This window comes from Streptomyces lunalinharesii (assembly GCF_039532155.1).
Taxonomy (GTDB): Bacteria; Actinomycetota; Actinomycetes; order Streptomycetales; family Streptomycetaceae; genus Streptomyces; species Streptomyces lunalinharesii.
On record NZ_BAAARK010000035.1, the window covers coordinates 38,053 to 55,891 of the forward strand.

Annotated in this window: 12 protein-coding genes, 1 tRNA gene and 1 riboswitch; of the genes, 4 read left to right on the top strand and 9 right to left on the bottom strand. The window is 70.8% G+C overall.

Annotated features, from left to right (window positions below; all coding sequences use genetic code 11):
- Positions 1 to 104 precede the first annotated feature (104 nt).
- On the top strand, positions 105 to 2,954 hold the full coding sequence (locus ABD385_RS33535) for a bifunctional glycosyltransferase/CDP-glycerol:glycerophosphate glycerophosphotransferase (RefSeq protein ID WP_344583116.1): 2,850 nt from the start codon (positions 105 to 107) through the stop codon (positions 2,952 to 2,954).
- On the top strand, positions 2,954 to 4,123 hold the full coding sequence (locus tag ABD385_RS33540; RefSeq protein WP_344583064.1) for a glycosyltransferase: 1,170 nt from the start codon (positions 2,954 to 2,956) through the stop codon (positions 4,121 to 4,123). The genes ABD385_RS33535 and ABD385_RS33540 overlap by 1 nt, the downstream gene beginning before the upstream one ends.
- A 113-nt stretch (positions 4,124 to 4,236) precedes the next feature.
- On the opposite strand, the gene ABD385_RS33545 is transcribed toward ABD385_RS33540, so the two are convergent.
- Positions 4,237 to 4,318: transfer RNA gene (locus ABD385_RS33545), tRNA-Leu, on the bottom strand.
- 500 nt (positions 4,319 to 4,818) lie between these two features.
- Between ABD385_RS33545 and ABD385_RS33550 the strand changes: the two genes are divergently transcribed.
- Entirely contained in the window at positions 4,819 to 5,601 is a 783-nt protein-coding gene (locus tag ABD385_RS33550; RefSeq protein ID WP_344583066.1) for an ABC transporter ATP-binding protein, read from the top strand.
- A gap of 63 nt (positions 5,602 to 5,664) precedes the next feature.
- Entirely contained in the window at positions 5,665 to 8,193 is a 2,529-nt protein-coding gene (locus tag ABD385_RS33555) for an ABC transporter permease (protein WP_344583068.1), read from the top strand.
- Positions 8,194 to 8,320: 127 nt separating this feature from the next.
- Here the strand turns inward: ABD385_RS33555 and ABD385_RS33560 are convergent, their stop codons facing one another.
- The 8 genes from ABD385_RS33560 to ABD385_RS33595 all read right to left on the bottom strand — a co-directional run bounded on the left by ABD385_RS33560 (position 8,321) and on the right by ABD385_RS33595 (position 17,813).
- Entirely contained in the window at positions 8,321 to 9,631 is a 1,311-nt protein-coding gene (locus tag ABD385_RS33560) for a class I SAM-dependent methyltransferase (protein ID WP_344583070.1), read from the bottom strand.
- 201 nt (positions 9,632 to 9,832) lie between these two features.
- Entirely contained in the window at positions 9,833 to 11,221 is a 1,389-nt protein-coding gene (locus ABD385_RS33565) for an NAD(P)/FAD-dependent oxidoreductase (protein WP_044376135.1), read from the bottom strand.
- Between the two features lie 470 nt (positions 11,222 to 11,691).
- Complete coding sequence (locus ABD385_RS33570; RefSeq protein WP_344583072.1) at positions 11,692 to 12,633, bottom strand: Ppx/GppA phosphatase family protein; 942 nt, start codon at positions 12,631 to 12,633, stop codon at positions 11,692 to 11,694.
- Entirely contained in the window at positions 12,630 to 13,232 is a 603-nt protein-coding gene (locus ABD385_RS33575) for a DUF501 domain-containing protein (RefSeq protein ID WP_344583073.1), read from the bottom strand. The genes ABD385_RS33570 and ABD385_RS33575 overlap by 4 nt, the downstream gene beginning before the upstream one ends.
- 125 nt (positions 13,233 to 13,357) lie before the next feature.
- Positions 13,358 to 13,849, bottom strand: coding sequence for an FtsB family cell division protein (locus tag ABD385_RS33580; protein WP_344583074.1), 492 nt, complete (start codon positions 13,847 to 13,849; stop codon positions 13,358 to 13,360).
- Between the two features lie 198 nt (positions 13,850 to 14,047).
- Entirely contained in the window at positions 14,048 to 15,364 is a 1,317-nt protein-coding gene (eno, locus tag ABD385_RS33585) for a phosphopyruvate hydratase (RefSeq protein ID WP_344583075.1), read from the bottom strand.
- Between the two features lie 306 nt (positions 15,365 to 15,670).
- On the bottom strand, positions 15,671 to 16,354 hold the full coding sequence (locus ABD385_RS33590; RefSeq protein ID WP_344583077.1) for a transglycosylase family protein: 684 nt from the start codon (positions 16,352 to 16,354) through the stop codon (positions 15,671 to 15,673).
- A gap of 7 nt (positions 16,355 to 16,361) precedes the next feature.
- Positions 16,362 to 16,531, bottom strand: a riboswitch (cyclic di-AMP (ydaO/yuaA leader).
- A 259-nt stretch (positions 16,532 to 16,790) separates the two neighbouring features.
- Entirely contained in the window at positions 16,791 to 17,813 is a 1,023-nt protein-coding gene (locus ABD385_RS33595) for a transglycosylase family protein (protein WP_344583079.1), read from the bottom strand.
- Positions 17,814 to 17,839 lie beyond the last annotated feature (26 nt).

The window sequence follows — 17,839 nt, forward strand, 5'->3', positions numbered from 1 at the left end:
CCCCGTCACCACGTGTAGCGGTCCGGGTGCGGGTGGTCGTAAACCCCGTGTGCAGATGGGGCTATTCTGGCCGGAAACAGCAGCGAAAGAGGGTTGAGGTGCCTGTGCCTGACGTCTCAGTAGTCGTCATTGTCTACAACGACGCCGACCGGTTGCCGACCGCGGTCCAGTCCGTGCTGGACCAGACGCTCCGGGACGTCGAGGTGGTGATCGTCGACGATTGCAGCACCGACAGTTCTTTCGAGGTCGCGCAAGCGCTCGCCGCCACCCACCCCGAGCGGGTCAGAGCCTTCCAGCTGCCGGAGAACAGCGGTGCCGGCGGAGAGCCGCGTAACCACGGCATCCAGCACACTCGGGGACAGTACGTCATGTTCCTGGACAGCGATGACGTCCTGGAGCACAACGCCTGCCGCAATTTGCTGGAGGCCGCGGAGGAAACCGGCTCGGACATCGTCTCCGGCCTCTGCGTCCGCGTCCACAAGGACACCCGGAACCAGAAGCGTGACGAGTGGTACTCCTGGCTCTATTCCACGACGCGCACCCTTGAGTCCGTTACGGAATTGCCGGACCTTTTCGTCTGGGACACCCTCTCCACCAACAAGTGCTACCGGCGCGATTTCCTCATCGAGAATGACCTCCGCTTCCCCAAGGGGATGTTCTACGAAGACCTGATGTTTATCGCCGACGCCTATCTCGCGGCGAAGCGCATCACCCTGATCCCCAATCAGGTCTACTTCTGGAACGTCTTCGAGAAGGCCGCCGTGAAGTCGGTGACGAACCGACGGCACGAGATGACGAATTACATCCACCGGCTGGAGGTCCACCGGCGGATCGACGCCGCACTGGTGGAGCGCGGGCTCACCGAGATGAAGCTCGCCAAGGACGTCAAATTCCTCAAGCACGACCTGGTGCTGCACCTGCGGGACCTGCCCTTCCGGGACGACGCGTACCGCCAGGAGTTCGCCGCGCTCTCCCAGGACTACCTCGCCAACCTCTCACCCGAGGCGTACGAGCGGGTCCTGCCGATACAGGCCATCTGCGCCTACCTGCTCCAGCAGGGTGACTGGGACAACCTCATCCCGGCGGTCGACACCCTCATCAACCGCGACAAGCTCTCCTCGCCGCTGGCCCAGCACGACGGCCGGATCTACTGGTGCGACGGGCACTTCGACGACGCGTTCGGCCGCCAGGTGCTGGACGTGACGGACGTCGGCTACCACGAGAAGCCGGTCAACCAGCTGTTCCTGCGCAACCAGCTCACCCGGTTCGCCCAGGAGGGCAACACCGTCTCGCTGGCCGGACGGATCACCAATCCGCTCGGCGTGGTCCCCGAGGGCGCCAAGCTCGCCGGCGCGCTGGAGTTCAGCGCCCGCCGCCGCAGCCTGCAGTCCTTCACCTTCCCGGTCCAGACGGTGCGCCACGACGGCGACACCGTGGTGTGGGAGAGCGCAACGGACCTCACCGCACAGCTGCGCCCGCTGGGCATCGTCGACACCATCTGGGACGTCCGGCTGCGGCTGACCGTCGACGGGGTGCCCACCACCTCCCGGCTGACGGTGGCCGACACCGAGCTGGCCGGCGGACCGCTGCCGATCCGGCCGCGACTGAGCCGGATGGTCGCCGACCACATCGAGCCGCACATCTCCTCCAAGGGCCACCTGGCGTTCCGCCTGATCAGCGAGGGCCAGAACGCCGAGCGCGTGCAGGAGCTCATCGCCAAGAGCGTCCGCGGCAAGCCGGGGATCCTGGCGAAGAGCGGCTTCCGCAAGGCCAAGGCGCTGCGCAAGACGCTGACCTCCGGGGACACCAAGCTGCGCGCGTACCACGAGGTCTTCAGCCGGCTGCCGATCAAGAAGCGCACGGTGGTCTTCGAGAGCCACCTGGGCAAGCAGTACAGCGACAGCCCGCGCGCCATCTACGAGGAGATGCGCCGGCAGGGCCTGCAGTTCGAGGCGATCTGGGCGTACGCCGGGTCCCCGAAGGACTTCCCCAAGGACGCCACCCTGGTCAAGCGCTGGTCGCTGCCGTACCTCAAGGCGCTGGCGCAGGCCGAGTTCTGGGTGGACAACCAGAGCTACCCGCTCAAGCTGACCAAGCGCCCCGAGACCACGTACCTCCAGACCTGGCACGGCTCGGCGCTGAAGAACATGGGCTTCGACCAGCCCTCGCTCAAGGCGCAGACCCGTCAGCAGCAGGCCGAGCAGCAGCAGTCGCTGGACCGCTTCGACCGGTTCCTGTGCCGCACCGAGCACGACGCGCGGACGCTGGCCAAGGCGTTCCGCCTGAAGGAGAAGACCCTGCTGCGGGTCGGCTACCCGCGCAACGACGCGCTGGTCAAGGCGCGGCTGCGGGAGACCGAGCTGGGCCACCGGGAGCGCGGTCCGCTCGCCGCGGAGCTGGGCATCCCCGCGGACAAGAAGGTGCTGCTGTACGCGCCGACGTTCCGCAAGGCGGGCGGCCGGCACGGCCGGTTCGCGCTCCCCTTCGACGTGGAGCGCTTCGCCGACGAGTTCGGCGACCGCTACGTCCTGCTCGTCCGCTCGCACTACCTCAACCACGTGGTGCTGCCGCCGACCGTGCAGGGCCGGGTCGTCGACGTCTCCGCGCGGCACGACATCACGCCGATCCTGGAGCTGGCCGACGGCCTGGTCACGGACTATTCGTCGGTGATGTTCGACTACTCGCTGCTCGACCGGCCGCTGATGTTCTTCACCTACGACTACGACGAATACGTGCACGAGGGCCGCGGAACGTACTTCGATCTGCTGGAGCACGCCCCCGGCCCGGTGGTGCGCACCGAGGACGATTTCTTCGAGGCCATGGCGTCTTTCGAGTCCCAGCAGCAGGAATACGCCAAGGACCGCAAGGAATTCGTCGCCAAGTTCGGGGAATACGACCAGGGCGACGCAGCACAGAGCATCGTCGACCAGTTCTTTGCGCAGTGGAGCCGTTGATGACCAAGTCGAACGCAGCCGGGCCGCGGGACATCTTCTTCGTCTCCAACAGCGTCAACGAGCTGGGCGGCATCACCAGTTGGTCGCACCAGATGGCGCGCCTGTTCGCCGAGCAGGGCCACCGGGTGCACGTCGTCGGGATCGTGCCGCCGCCCGAGGGCCGGGTCCACGAACTCGGCCCCGACCTGCCCTACGAGACCACCACGCTCTACGACGCGCACCCGCCGAGCGTCCGCCCGGTGCGGGGCCTGAAGGACAAGCTGAACGTCGTCGAGCAGCGCCGCCGGGCCGCCCGCGAGGCCGGCATGCACGAGCAGGCCGCCAAGATGAGCGCGCTGTTCCGGGCCGCGCGGCCGCACGGCGTGGTGATCGTCACCCAGGTGTGGGCGATGGAGTGGGTGGCGCTGGCCGACACCGCCGGTCTGGCGGTCATCGGGATGAGCCACGAGTCGTTCGAGACCTGCCGCAAGTCGTCCCGGTTCGCCCGCGTCAAGCGGTTTTACCAGGACGTCGACCGGATGCTGCCGCTCACCCGGGAGGACGCGGACAAGTGGATCCGGCAGCGGATGGACAACGTCGGCTTCATGCCGAACCCGCTGCCGTTCTTCCCCGACGTGCCCTCCGCGCGTTCCGAGAAGGTCGTCACGAGCATCGGCCGGCTGCACGAGGAGAAGGGCGTCGACCTGCTCCTGGAGGCGTGGGCGAAGGTCACGCCGCAGCACCCGGACTGGACGCTGCGGATCTACGGCTCCGGCGAGGAGGCCGAGGCGCTGCGCAAGCAGGCGGCCGAGCTGGGGGTGACCGATTCGGTCGAGTGGATGGGGCGCACCAGCGACGTCGCCGGCGCGCTGCGCGGGAGCGCGGTCTTCGCGCTGAGCTCGCGCGGTGAGGGCTTCCCGCTCGCTCCTATGGAGGCGATGGCCACCGCGGTGCCGTGCGTGGCGTTCGACGTGGCGCCCGGCGTCCGCGAGATCATCACCGACGGCACCGACGGCTTCCTGGCCCCGCCGGGCAACATCACCGAATTCGCCCGGCACCTCGACGCCCTGATGTCGGACGAGGAGCTGCGGAACCGGATGGGCGAGCTGGCCCGGGAGAACATCCAGCGGTTCTCGACCGACGAGATCGTCGGCCGCTGGGAGGCGCTGTTCGCGCTCGTGGAGCGCTGAGCGGGGCCCGCGGAATACCGAGGAGGGGCCGCCGGGTAATCCCGGCGGCCCCTCTCGGCAAGTAAGTTGAATATTCAGGTATTTACGGGTCTTTGTCCCGCTGCCCGCGGAAGTGCCCGGAGCCGGACTTGAACCGGCACGGCCCGAAGGCCAGCGAGGTTTAAGCTCGCCGTGTCTGCATTCCACCATCCGGGCTTGGGGTCCCCCATGCCACCCTCCAAGAAGGCAGCACGAGCGTAGCCCGCAGCGCACCAACCCCATCGGCCGCACTTCCCGAGGTTGTCTTATTTTATTGGCAACTGAGGGGGCATCAGTGACCGCCAGGGCCCCCGGCACATGCCTGATGCCCATGTTCGGCGGTGCCTGCGAGGGCGAAATTCGACCCTGAATTGACGAAAATTCGACGCCCGCGCGCGAGCCGGTCGACGCCCCTCCCGGGCCCTTCCCAGGCACTCCGTCGCCGCCCCGCGCGGCGGCCGGAAGGCGCCGCGCGCCTCAGGGACGGCGTCATACCCAGGGATGACGGAGCGCGGGGGAGCTAATCCCTTGGGGTGGGCCAAGGACGGTCACACGGGTTGACGTCCGGAGCAGTGGGCTGCCGCACGATGGAAACCGATGTTCCACCGCCCGCCCGCCGCGGCCACCGTGCCGGTGCGGGAGCGGCCCGTTCCCCGTCCCGACAGGAGTCCCTTCCCGTGACCACCACCCACTCCGGCGTCTCCCTCGCCGGCCGCAGCACCGCGGTGGCCGCCCGCGCCACGGATCTCACCAAGGTCTACGGACACGGCGAGACCCAGGTGGTCGCCCTGGACGCGGTCTCCGTCGACTTCCGGCAGGCCCAGTTCACCGCGATCATGGGCCCCTCCGGGTCCGGCAAGTCCACGCTGATGCACTGCATGGCCGGCCTGGACGCGATCTCCGGCGGGTCCGCGCGGATCGGCGACGTCGAGCTGACCGGGCTGAAGGACAAGAAGCTCACCCAGCTCCGACGCGACAAGATCGGCTTCATCTTCCAGGCGTTCAACCTCCTCCCGACGCTCACCGCGCTGGAGAACATCACCCTCCCCATGGACATCGCCGGCCGGAAGCCGGACCGTGCCTGGCTGGATCGGGTCGTGGAGACCGTCGGCCTCGCCGGCCGGCTCAAGCACCGCCCCAGCCAGCTCTCCGGCGGCCAGCAGCAGCGCGTGGCGGTGGCCCGCGCCCTGGCCTCCCGGCCCGAGATCATCTTCGCCGACGAGCCCACCGGCAACCTCGACTCCCGATCCGGCGCCGAGGTCCTCGGCTTCCTGCGCAACTCCGTGCGCGAGCTGGGCCAGACGGTGGTGATGGTGACCCACGACCCGGTCGCGGCGTCGTACGCGGACCGCGTCATATTCCTCGCCGACGGCCGGATCGTCGACGACATGCCCAACCCCAGCGCCGACATGGTGCTGGAGCGGATGAAGGGCTTCGACGCCAAGGGCCGCACCAGCTGATCACCGGCAGCCACCTCTCCCACCCCGGACACCCCGGACCACTCCTCCAGGACTGACCCACCCATGTTCCGTACCGCCTTGCGCAATGTGCTCGCGCACAAGGCCCGGCTGCTGATGACCGTGCTCGCCGTGATGCTCGGCGTGGCCTTCGTCTCCGGCACCCTGGTCTTCACCTCGACCCTCTCCGACGCCCTCCAGGCCAGCTCCCGCAAGGGCTTCGACAACGTCGACGTGGCCATCCAGCGCGGTGGCAACCGCGCCGACGCCGCCCCCGGCGCACGCTCCGCGCTCGATGCGAAGCTGCTGGACCGGGCCGCGCACCTGCCCGGCGCCGCCTCGGCGACCGGCACCGTCTCCGGCTTCACCGCCATCGCCGACAAGAGCGGCGCGATGATCGGGAACGGCTTCTCGACCAGCGGCAGCAACTACTTCCCCGGCCACGACGGCACCGACGCGCGCTACCCGATGCGCAGCGGCGCGGCCCCCAAGGGCCCGCACGAGTTCGCACTGGACGCCCGCACCGCCGACCGCGGCGGCTACAAGGTCGGCGACACCGTGCGGATATCCGTCGACGGCCCGGTCCGGGAGCAGAAGCTGACCGGCGTCTTCACCACCGACGACGGGGCGGTCGGCGCCGGCGGCAGCCTCGCGCTGTTCGACACCGCCACCGCGCAGCAGCTGTTCGCGGCCCCCGGCCAGTTCGACGAGATCGACATCAAGGCCGCGCCCGGCACCTCCCAGGCGGCGCTGAAGGACGCGGTGGAGAAGATGCTGCCGCACGGCGCCGAGGCCACCACCGGCCGCGAACTCGCCGACGAGCAGGCGAAGATGATCGCCCAGAGCATGAACGGCATGAAGACCGGCCTGCTGGCCTTCGCCGGCATCTCCCTCTTCGTCGGGGTGTTCATCATCGCCAACACCTTCACCATGCTGGTCGCCCAGCGCACCAAGGAGCTGGCGCTGATGCGCGCGGTCGGCGCCAGCCGCCGCCAGGTCACCCGCTCGGTGCTGAGCGAGGCGTTCGTGGTCGGTGCGGTAGCCGCGGTGATCGGCCTGGCGGCCGGCATCGGCATCGGCGCCGGGCTGCGCGCGCTGATGGGCGCCACCGGCGCCACGGTGCCCGACGGCCCGCTGGTGGTCTCGCCCAGCACGGTCGTGATCGCGCTCGTGGTCGGCATCGTCGTCACGGTGCTGGCCGCCTGGCTGCCCGGCCGCCGGGCCGCGAGGATCCCGCCGGTCGCCGCGATGAACAGCGTGCACGCCACCGCCACCACCAAGTCGCTGGTGGTCCGCAACACCATCGGTGCGCTCTTCGCGGGCGCCGGCACCGCCGCGGTGCTGGTCGCCACCGGGATGTCCGACGGCAAGGCCACCATGGGCGGCGGCGCGGCGCTGCTGCTGATCGGCGTGTTCGTGCTGACGCCGCTGCTGTCCCGTCCGCTGATCGCGCTGGCCTCGCCGGTGCTGCGACTCTTCGGGATATCCGGCGTCCTCGCCCGGCAGAACGCCGTCCGCAACCCGCGCCGGACGGCCGCCACCGCCTCCGCGCTGATGATCGGGCTGACCCTGATCACCGGCCTGACGGTGATCGCCGGCAGCGTGCAGCAGGGCATCGACAAGATGGCCACCTCCGCGCTGAAGGCCGACTACGTGGTCTCCATGGCGAGCCGGTCGCCGCTCTCCCCGGACGTCGCGAAGAAGCTCGCGACCGCGGACGGGGTCACCGCGTCCAGCCCGCTGCGCAACTCCCCGTCCCGGATCGGCGGCGACGTCGAGTACCTGACCGGGGTCAACGGCAAGGACTTCGGCAAGCTCACCCAGCTCGACTTCACCGCCGGCTCCCTCGGCGCGCTGCACGGGGACCGGGCCGTGGTGGACGACTCCCTCGCCAAGGAGAAGGGCTGGCACCCCGGCTCCCGCGTCCCGGTGACCTTCGAGGACGGCAAGCAGGGCACGCTGACCATCGGCGGCGTCTACCAGGGCAACCAGGTGATCCGGGGCCTCCTCCTGGACAACGGCACGCTCGCCCCGCACCAGAAGCACGCCACCGACATGCAGGTGATGGTCAAGACGGCGCACGGTGCCACCCCGGAGGCCAAGGAGTCCCTGGTCAAGGCGCTCGGCAAGAACCCCGCGATCACCATCGCGGACAAGAAGGACGTCTCCAACGCCATCGCCCAGACCTTCACCCTGCTGCTGAACATGGTCTACGGCCTGCTGGCCATGGCGGTGATCGTGGCGGTGCTCGGCGTCGTCAACACCCTGGCGATGTCGGTCTTCGAGCGCTCCCAGGAGATCGGGATGCTGCGCGCCATCGGCCTGGACCGCCGCGGCATCAAGCGGATGGTGCGCCTGGAGTCGCTGGTGATCTCGCTCTTCGGCGGGGTGCTGGGCATCGGCCTGGGCGTGTTCTTCGGCTGGGCGGCCGGTGAGTTGATCGGCGGCTCGCTGCCGACCTACGAACTGGTGATGCCCTGGGGCCGGATGGCCGTCTTCCTCGCGATGGCGGCGCTGGTGGGCGTGCTGGCCGCGCTGTGGCCGGCCCGCCGGGCGGCGAAGCTCAACATGCTCCAGGCCATCAAGGCGGAGTAGCCGGCCCGCCGCCGCCCGGCGGCCCCGGACGGCCCGAGGGCCCCGGTCCCCCGCCCTGTCGGGTGGGACCGGGGCCCTCGGCCGTGGGGCGCCCCGCCGGACCGGCCGCCGCACGGCGCCCGGCGGGTCAGTCCCGCCAGTCGCGGGCCCGCAGCGGCATGGCGGCGGCGCCGGAGTCCGGGGTGCGGACGGCGAGGATCTGGTTGACCCCTATGCGGTTGCGCTCGAACGACAGCGCCGAGGCGGCCATGTAGAGCCGCCAGACCCGGGCCCGGCCGGGGGACGTGAGCCGCATCGCCTCGGTCCAGTGGGCCTCCAGGTTGGCCACCCACTGGCGCAGGGTCAGCGCGTAGTGCTCCCGGATCGCCTCGACGTCCCGGACCTCGAAGCCGGCCTCCTCCAGTTGGCCGGCCGTCCGCCCCACCGGCGCCAGCTCGCCGTCGGGGAAGACGTAGCGGTCGATGAACTCGTCGACCCGGTACGTCTCCTCGTCCGCCAGCGGCCGCCGCGCGATCTGGTGGTTGAGCAGCCGTCCGCCGGGCTTCAGCAGGTCGTGCAGCAGACCGGCGTACTCCGCGTACTGGGCCCGGCCGACGTGTTCGGCCATCCCGATCGAGGAGATCGCGTCGAACGGCCCGTCGGCGATCTCGCGGTAGTCCTGGACCCGGATCTCGATCCGGTCGGCGAGCCCGGCGTCGGCGATCCGCTTGCGGGCGTAGGTGGCCTGCTCCTCGGAGAGCGTGATGCCGACCGCCCGGACGCCGTACTCGCGGGCCGCGTGCAGCACCATCGAGCCCCAGCCGCAGCCCACGTCCAGCAGCCGCTGGCCCTCCGTCAGGCCGAGCTTGCGGCAGATCAGGTCGAGCTTGGCGCGCTGGGCGTCCTCCAGTGTCTCGTCCGGGGCCTCCCAGTACGCGCAGGAGTAGACCATGGACGGGCCGAGCACCAGCGCGTAGAAGTCGTTGCCGACGTCGTAGTGGTGGCTGATGGCCTGCCGGTCGCGGAGCAGGGAGTGCAGTGCCCCGCGGCGCGGCCGGGCCTCTTCGACGGGCGGCGCGGGCGGGACGGGCAGCCCGGCCAGGGAGAGCAGTTCCTTGCCGGCGGCCCGGACCTCGGGGCGGGCCAGGGCCCGCAGCGCGGCGGCGCGGGCGGGCTTCGGGGCGGCACTGCCGCGCTCCCAGATCAGCCCGGCGAGCAGGTCGAGCGCTTCGTAGAGGTCCCCGTCGACGTCGACGTCACCGGCCACCCAGGCCCGGGCCAGGCCCAACTCGCCCGGCTTGAACAGCAGTCGCCGCAGGGCCCGACGATTGCGGACGACCAGCACGGGGGCGCCCGGGGGACCGGCCTCGCTGCGGTCCCAGGCGCGGATCCGCACCGGGAGCGGGGTACCCAGCACCTCCTCGGCGAGCTTGGTGAGCCGTCCAGCGGCACCGGCCATGTCGCAACACCTCCGTCATGACGAGTCGGGCAAAGAAGTTTCACCCACCACGTAAACGCCAAGTGGGGACCCAGATAGTCCCGTTCGCCTGCTAGAGAACAACACGGCGTGCAGATTCGGCCACATCCGAGCACGCCGAAGGGCGCCCGCCCCACGGATGGCGGACGCCCTTCGGGCTGGTCGGAGTACCCGACCGATGGTTCAGGAAGCCTTGGCCTTCGGCTTGTCCCCGTCGGCCGCGGCGGCCGGAGCCGGCGCCGGCTTGGCTGCCTCGTAGAACTCCTCGCGGGGGTTCTCCATGGCGCCGAGCGAGACGACCTCGCGCTTGAGGAAGACGGCCAGCGTCCAGTCGGCGAAGACCCGGATCTTGCGGTTGAACGTCGGCATCGCCATGCCGTGGTACGCGCGGTGCATGTACCAGGCGAGACGGCCCTTGAGCTTGATCTTCATCTTGCCCATGACGATCATCGCGACGCCCTTGTGCAGGCCGAGACCCGCCACCGCGCCCTTGTTGGCGTGGCTGTACTCCTTCTGCGGGAAGCCCCGCATGCCGGAGACCACGTTGTCGCCGAGGACCTTGGCCTGCCGCAGCGCGTGCTGCGCGTTCGGCGGGCACCAGGCGTTCTCGTTGCCGTTCTTGCGGCCGACCAGGTCGGGGACCTGGGCGTTGTCGCCGGCCGTCCAGATGTAGTCGGTGCCCTTGACCTGGAGGGTGGGCTCGGCGTCGATGTGACCGCGCGGGCCCAGCGGCAGGCCGAAGCGGGAGAGCGCCGGGTTCGGCTTGACGCCGGCGGTCCACACGATGGTGTTGGACAGCACCTCGAGGCCGTTGTCCAGGATGACGTGGCCGTCGACGCAGGACTTCATGCCGGTCTTGAGGTAGACCTCGACGCCCCGGGACTCCAGGTGCTCCTTGCCGTAGGCGCCGAGCTTGGGACCGACCTCGGGGAGGATCTTGTCCGCGACGTCGACCAGCAGGAAGCGCATGTCCTCGCGCTTGACGTTCTTGTAGTACTTCGCGGCGTCGCGGGCCATGTCCTCGACCTCGCCGACGGTCTCCGCACCGGCGAAGCCGCCGCCGATGAAGACGAAGGTCAGCGCCTTGCGGCGGACCTCCTCGTCGGTCGTGGAGTCAGCCTTGTCCAGCTGCTCCAGGACGTGGTTGCGCAGGCCGATGGCCTCCTCGATGCCCTTCATACCGATCCCGTTCTCGGCCAGGCCGGGGATCGGGAAGGTGCGGGAGACGGCGCCCATCGCGACGACCAGGTAGTCGAAGGGCAGCTCGTACGCATCGCCCACGAGCGGGGCGATGGTGGCGACCTTGCGGTCCTGATCGATGGTGGTCACCCGGCCGGTGAGGACCTCCGCCTTGGGCAGCACGCGCCGCAGCGGGACCACAACGTGACGGGGGGAGATGCTGCCGGCCGCAGCTTCAGGGAGGAAGGGCTGGTACGTCATGTACGAGCGCGGGTCGACGACCGTGACGGTCGCCTCGCCGTACCGCATCTTCTTCAGGATGCGGCGTGCCGCGTACAGGCCTACGTACCCACCGCCTACAACGAGGATCCTGGGACGCTCCGTGGTGCTCATGCAATCGAGTATCCACCCCCACTTGGGGGGTCGCTCGTGAGCCCCTTCACAAGAATGACGAAGGCATCTGCTACACTCCGCCGTCCCCGTGACCGACGCCATAGCGCGTTCGGGGAACCACGGTATAACGCGACACGTTGGATACCCCTGTTGATCAGGGATTGTCCCCTCGCGAAGGGCCGTACCAAGGCCCTTCAAGGCACTCGCGTAACACGGTGGAGACCCACCGTAGACCCCGCAATCCTCGGGCAGATGAGTCCTAGGACCTTCGAATGAGGGTCGAATGACCCTCCACTTCGCCCGGGAGGCGGGTTTTTCATGTGAAGGATTTCACGAACTTTCTTCCCGGACGGCCTTCCCGGCCCCCTCCGGGGCCCCCGAAACCCGCTCGGACGGCGCCGCGACCGCTCAAAAGCCGCGGTGCGGGCGGTGGTTGCGGCGCCGTGCGCGGGGCCTGACCGGGCCGCCGGTCAGGCGATGCTCCAGGCGATTCCGTCCAGAATGTCGTGTTCGCTGACGACGACCTCGTCGGCGCCCACCCGCTCCATGATCGACAGCAGTACGAGGGCGCCGGCGGCGATCACGTCGACCCGCCCCGGGTGCATGACGGGGATCGCCGCGCGCTCGGCGTGGGTGGAGGTCAGCAGCCGCTCGGTGATCTCGGCGACCGTGGCCCGGGACATCCGGGAGTGGTGGATGGCCGCCGACTCGTACGTCTCCAGGCCGAGCGCGACCGCGGCGACGGTGGTCACCGAACCGGCCAGGCCGACCAGCGTGGCGGCCTCGGTCAGCGGGACGGTCTCCTCGGCGCGGTCCAGGGCCGCGGCGATGTCGGCCTTGATGGCGGCGATCCGCTCCGGCGCGGGCGGGTCGGAGACCACGCCGTCGTGGACCAGGTGGCGCTCGGTCATCCGGACGCAGCCGACATCGACCGAGCGCGCCGCCCGGACCGACCGGTCGCCGAGCACGAACTCCGTCGAGCCGCCGCCGATGTCCACCACGAGGTAGGGCAGTGCGATGTGCGGGTGGCCGGTCAGCTCCTTGGTGGCGCCGACGAAGGAGAACTCCGCCTCCTGGTCCCCGCTGATCACCTCGGGCTCGACGCCGAGGATGTCCACCACCCCGCGGACGAACGCGTCGCGGTTCTCCGCGTCCCGGGACGCGGAGGTCGCCACGAACCGCAGCCGCTCCGCACCCAGTTCCTCGATCACCGCGGCGTACTTCCGGCAGGCCGCGAAGGTGCGCTCCAGCGCCTCGGGCGCCAGCCGCCCCGTCCGGTCCACGCCCTGGCCCAGCCGGACGATCTCCATCCGCCGGTCCAGGTCCTTCAGTTCACCGGTCTCCGGGTCGAGGTCGGCGACCAGCAGGCGGATGGAGTTGGTACCGCAGTCGATGGCGGCGACCCGCTTCACTTGGCGTCTCCTTCGGGGCCGCGGCCGCCGTCGGCGGCGTCCGGCCGGGTTGCCGAGGTGTGCGCGGGGCCCGCGGCGGGCTCCGCGCAGGGCGTCACGCAGGGGCCCTTGCGCCACCACTCGGGGAGCATGGCCAGGGCCTCGTCGCCGAGCGGGTTGACGCCCGGGCCGGCGGCCAGCGAGTGGCCGACGAGCACGTGCAGGCACTTGACCCGGTCGGGCATCCCGCCCGCGCTCGGGAAGCCCTGGAGCACCTCGATGGCGTCCCGCCGGCGGATGTAGTCCTCGTGGGCCGCGCGGTAGGCGGCGGCCAGCTCGGGGTCGTTCGCCAGTCGCTCGGTCATCTCCTTCATCACGCCGTTGGCCTCCAACGTGCCGATCGCGGACGCGGCCCGCGGGCAGGTGAGGTAGTAGAGCGTGGGGAAGGGGGTGCCGTCCTCCAGGCGCGGTGCGGTCTCCACGACGTCCGGCTGCCCGCACGGGCAGCGGTGCGCGATGGTGCGCAGGCCGCGCGGCGGGCGGCCGAGCTGGTCCTTGAAGGCGGCGATGTCCGCGGCGGTGGGCTCGGTGGGCTCGGTCTGGGGCGGGGGGGTGTCCATGTGCGCTTTCGGTCAGGGCCGGAGGTGGGTGGCGGCGGGGCCGGGCGGCGGCGGGAGACCGGTGGCGTCCCGCGCGAGCGCGTCGGGCCCGCGCGTACAGTCTCCCCGGTCGTGGCCGTCGCGGGCTACCGCCCGATCGTGGCGGCGGCGGGTCCCGCGGCGTCGGCCGCGTCGGCCGCGTCGACGTCGGTCCAGAGCTTGTCGTACCAGGGGCGCTGGGCCGCCTTGGCCTCCTTGGGGGCGGCGCGGACGCCGGAGCCGTCCTGGACGACGTACCCGGTCTCGCCCGGCATGACGTAGTGCAGGTGGCGGCGGGCCTGCTGCCGGACGTAGGCCGAGTCCTGCCAGCGGGCCTTCTCGTCGCGCAGCCGGTCGAGCGCGGCGGCGGCGTCCTGGGCCTTGCGGCGCTGGTCGGCGATGTCCGAACGCTGGGAGATGTACTGCCGCATCGGGTAGGCGAGGGCGACCACCAGCGAACACATCACCAGCGCCAACAGGGCGGCGCGGCCGGTGAGGCGGTTGCGGCGGGGTCGCCGCTTGGCGCGGTGGACGCGGGCGGCGGCCTGTTCGCCGAGCGCCTTGAGCCGGGTCGCGGTGGAGAACCGGTCCGCGGGCACGTCGCCTCCCCTTCAGCTTCCGTCCCGACGTCGTCATGACGTACGTCCCCGGCAACGGTACGGGACCGGTGCCGGGGACGGTGTGCTTCGTCCCGGCCGCGCCCCCTCGTCGAGTCCTCGGACCCTCGAAGAGCGCGGCCGGACGGTGCGGTGCTGCTGCCGTGCGGCGCGCGGGGCGCCGACGGCGTCAGGGCGTGGTCAGCCCTTGAAGCGCGGGAAGGCGGAGCGGCCCGCGTACACCGCGGCGTCGTCGAGGATCTCCTCGATGCGCAGCAGCTGGTTGTACTTGGCGACGCGCTCGGAGCGGGCCGGGGCGCCGGTCTTGATCTGGCCGCAGTTGGTGGCGACGGCGAGGTCGGCGATGGTGACGTCCTCGGTCTCGCCGGAGCGGTGCGACATCATGCACTTGAAGCCGTTGCGCTGGGCCAGCTCGACGGCGTCCAGGGTCTCGGTCAGCGAACCGATCTGGTTGACCTTGACCAGGAGGGCGTTGGCGGAGCCCTCCTCGATGCCGCGGGCCAGGCGCTCGGGGTTGGTGACGAAGAGGTCGTCGCCGACGAGCTGGACCTTGGCGCCGAGCTTGTCGGTGATGACCTTCCAGCCGGCCCAGTCGTCCTCGAACAGCGGGTCCTCGATGGAGACCAGCGGGTAGGCCGCCACCAGCTCCTCGTAGTACTCCGTCATCTCGGCGGCGGAGCGCTCCTTGCCCTCGAACTGGTACTTGCCGTCCTTGTAGAACTCGGAGGCGGCGACGTCCAGCGCGAGCGCGATGTCCTGGCCGGGGGCGTAGCCGGCTTCCTTGATGGCTTCCAGGATCAGGTCCAGGGCCTCGCGGTTGGAGCCGAGGTTGGGGGCGAAGCCGCCCTCGTCGCCCAGGCCGGTGGCCAGACCCTTGGCCTTCAGCACCTTCTTGAGGGTGTGGTAGACCTCGGCGCCCCAACGCAGGGCCTCGGAGAAGGACTCCGCGCCGATCGGGGCGATCATGAACTCCTGGATGTCCACGTTGGAGTCGGCGTGCGAGCCGCCGTTCAGGATGTTCATCATCGGGACGGGCAGGACGTGCGCGTTCGGGCCACCGAGGTAGCGGAACAGCGGCAGGTCGCTGGCCTCGGAGGCGGCGTGCGCGACGGCCAGGGAGACGCCGAGGATGGCGTTGGCGCCCAGCGAGCCCTTGTTGTCGGTGGCGTCCAGGTCGAACATCGCCTGGTCGATCAGCCGCTGCTCGGTCGCGTCGTAGCCGACGAGCTCCGGGCCGATCTGCTCGATGACGGCGAGGACGGCCTTCTCCACGCCCTTGCCGAGGTAGCGGTTGGGGTCGCCGTCCCGCAGCTCGACGGCCTCGAAGGCACCCGTGGAGGCGCCGGACGGCACCGCGGCACGGCCGGTGCTGCCGTCGTCGAGGCCGACCTCGACCTCGACCGTGGGATTACCTCGCGAGTCGAGAATTTCGCGGGCTACGACGACGTCGATGGACGGCACGTTGTCTCCTTCGTGGGTGTCTGGAGTTCTCGGCATGAGCCTAACGGCCTCGGACGGATCCGCTCGCCTGTGGCCCGCTCCGTGGGACGAAAAACCCCAACAAGCAGGCTAAAAGCCCAGTTCACGGGAGGTTTGCGGGCAATGTTCGCTGAGCGGGGAACGTCGCGCCGGGCCGTCGGCGGGGCACCGGGATCGGTGCACGTCAGGACGGTCGCCGGGGCGGTCCAGGCGGGACGGCCGGGCCGCGGTGGGGTTCCGGGGCCCGGGAACGGAGAAGCCCCGCCGTGGCGCGCTCGGGGGTACGCGCCACAGCGGGGCAGCTCTCTCGGCAACCGGGACGGCTCAGATGCTGAGCTTCTGGCCCGGGAAGATGAGGTTGGGGTTGCCGCCGACGACGGACTTGTTGGCCGCGTAGAGCGACTTCCAGTGGGTGCCGTGCGCCTTGGCGATCTTGGCGAGGGTGTCGCCGGCCTTGACGGTGTAGGTGTCGCCGGAGCGGTGCGACTGCTGCGGGGCCGGCTGGGCCTTCTCGGCCTTCTCGCGGACCGGGGCGGACTTCTTGGTGGTGCCCTCGGTCTGCTTGCGGGCCTCGGAGGCGCCCTGGCTCTTCTTGACGGTGGCGCCGCCGGACGTGTCGACGTTGGCGGCCGGGCCACCGGAGGTCAGGTTGCCGGCGCCGGCGCAGGTCCAGGCACCCGGGCCCTGGATGGCGAGGAGCTTCTCGGCGACGGCGATCTGCTGGGACTTGGTGGCCAGGTCGGCGCGGGCCGCGTACTGGGTGCCACCGGCGGCGGCCCAGCTGGAGTTCGAGAACTGCAGGCCACCGAAGTAGCCGTTACCGGTGTTGATCGACCAGTTGCCGCCGGACTCGCACTGGGCGACCTTGTCCCAGGTGGCGACCGAGGCGGCGGAAGCGGAGGTGGCACCCATCAGCGGGACGGCGACGGCGGCGCCGGCGACACCGGCCAGGGTGGCGACGCGGACGGCCTTGGAGCTGCGGCGGTGCTTGCCCTTGTTGATCAGCATCGTGCGTTCGTTTCCTCACCGACGCCTACGAGGTGAGCTGTCGGGTTCGGGCCGTGTGAGCTGCCCGGCCGCGTGTGCTGCACACGCGACTTCACCCCAAGCCGACTGACCCGTTCTCACGGGCGGGGTCGGCACTTACCTTGGGTCCCCCGCTCCTGCCTTCGGCGCTTGCGCGTCGTCGACTCCGACCGCCGGCAGGACTCGGCGTGCGATCGAAGGGCCCGCTTTGGCGAGCGGTCCTGACCGTAATCAGTAATCCCGTTGGTGTTCAAACCCCATCTTCTGAACCAAGTTGACCGTTTTTGATCATCGCGGTGGTCATTTCCGCAGGTCGGCACCGGTATGAGAACGGGGGGCGAACCGGGGTCCGCCCCCCGCAACGAGAGCCATATCTCACTTTTACGGAACGCCGCGAAAAACGACGAACTGCCGGTAACTACCCCTGTGTCCGGCCGAGATCGAGCAGCTGGCCGGGGTGGATGAGGTCCGCGTCGGCGCCGATGACGCCCTGGTTGCGGTGGTAGAGCGCCGGCCAGCCGCCCGGCAGGTCATGGCGGTCCGCGATGGCTGACAGGTTGTCACCGGCGCGCACGCGGTAGCTGTCGGTCTTCGCCGGGGGCGTGCGGGGCGTCTCCCCGCCGCGCGAGGCATGCCGGCCGCTGCCGCCGTCCCGGTCCTGGGCGGGGTCCGTGCCGTCGTCCGGCGTGCCGCGGTGCTTGCCGGCGGCGGGCGGCGTGCCCGGCTCGGCGGGCCGGTCGGGTCCGGCGGAGTCCGACGGGGACGCCGGGGCACCGGGGTCGGCCGGGTCGGACGGCGAGGGGGACGCCGGGTCGGACGGCTTCCCCGAAGGGGAGTCGCCCGGCGTCGCGGAGTCGGACGGGGCGGGAGTGGCGGACGAGGAGTCCGTCGGGTCCGGGGTCACCGGGGGCGCGTCCGGGGCGTCGGTACCGGCGTCGGCACCCGCGTCGGCACCGGTGCCGGTGTCGGAACCGGCGGAGGCGCCGTCGGACGGCGCGGGGGTCCTGCCGGCCGGGCCCGCCTGATCCTGGTCCCCGGCCGTGTCGGAGGGGTCGCCGGTGCCGGTGTGGCCGTGGGACGGGCGCGGCGCGGGCCGGGTGGTGGCGCCGGGGTCGACGGCGGGCTTGCGGCCGCCCTTGGTCAGTCCGGCCTTCACCGCGCAGCTGGGGAAGGCGTCCGGGCCGCGGTCGTCGAGGATCGCCTCGGCCACGGCTATCTGCTGGGCGCGGCTGGCGAGGTCGGGGCGGGAGGCGTAGGCGGAGCCGCCGTAGTCGTCCCACATCTCCTGGGTGAGCTGGACGCCGCCGTAGAAGCCGTTGCCGGTGGCGGCGCTCCACACCCCGCCGCTCTCGCACTGTGCGACGCGGTCCCAGGTGGACGCGTCGGCTGCCTGGGCACCGCCCGCGGTGAACAGCGGGAGGGCCAGGCCCGCGCCGGTCACTCCTGCCGTGACAAAGATGGCCGGTG

Coding starts and splice junctions, on each gene's coding strand:
- ABD385_RS33540 (WP_344583064.1), top strand. CDS start 2,954: ATGACCAAGTCGAACGCAGCCGGGCCGCGGGACATCTTCTTCGTCTCC.
- ABD385_RS33555 (WP_344583068.1), top strand. CDS start 5,665: ATGTTCCGTACCGCCTTGCGCAATGTGCTCGCGCACAAGGCCCGGCTG.
- ABD385_RS33560 (WP_344583070.1), bottom strand. CDS start 9,631: ATGGCCGGTGCCGCTGGACGGCTCACCAAGCTCGCCGAGGAGGTGCTG.
- ABD385_RS33565 (WP_044376135.1), bottom strand. CDS start 11,221: ATGAGCACCACGGAGCGTCCCAGGATCCTCGTTGTAGGCGGTGGGTAC.
- ABD385_RS33575 (WP_344583073.1), bottom strand. CDS start 13,232: ATGGACACCCCCCCGCCCCAGACCGAGCCCACCGAGCCCACCGCCGCG.
- eno (WP_344583075.1), bottom strand. CDS start 15,364: ATGCCGAGAACTCCAGACACCCACGAAGGAGACAACGTGCCGTCCATC.
- ABD385_RS33590 (WP_344583077.1), bottom strand. CDS start 16,354: ATGCTGATCAACAAGGGCAAGCACCGCCGCAGCTCCAAGGCCGTCCGC.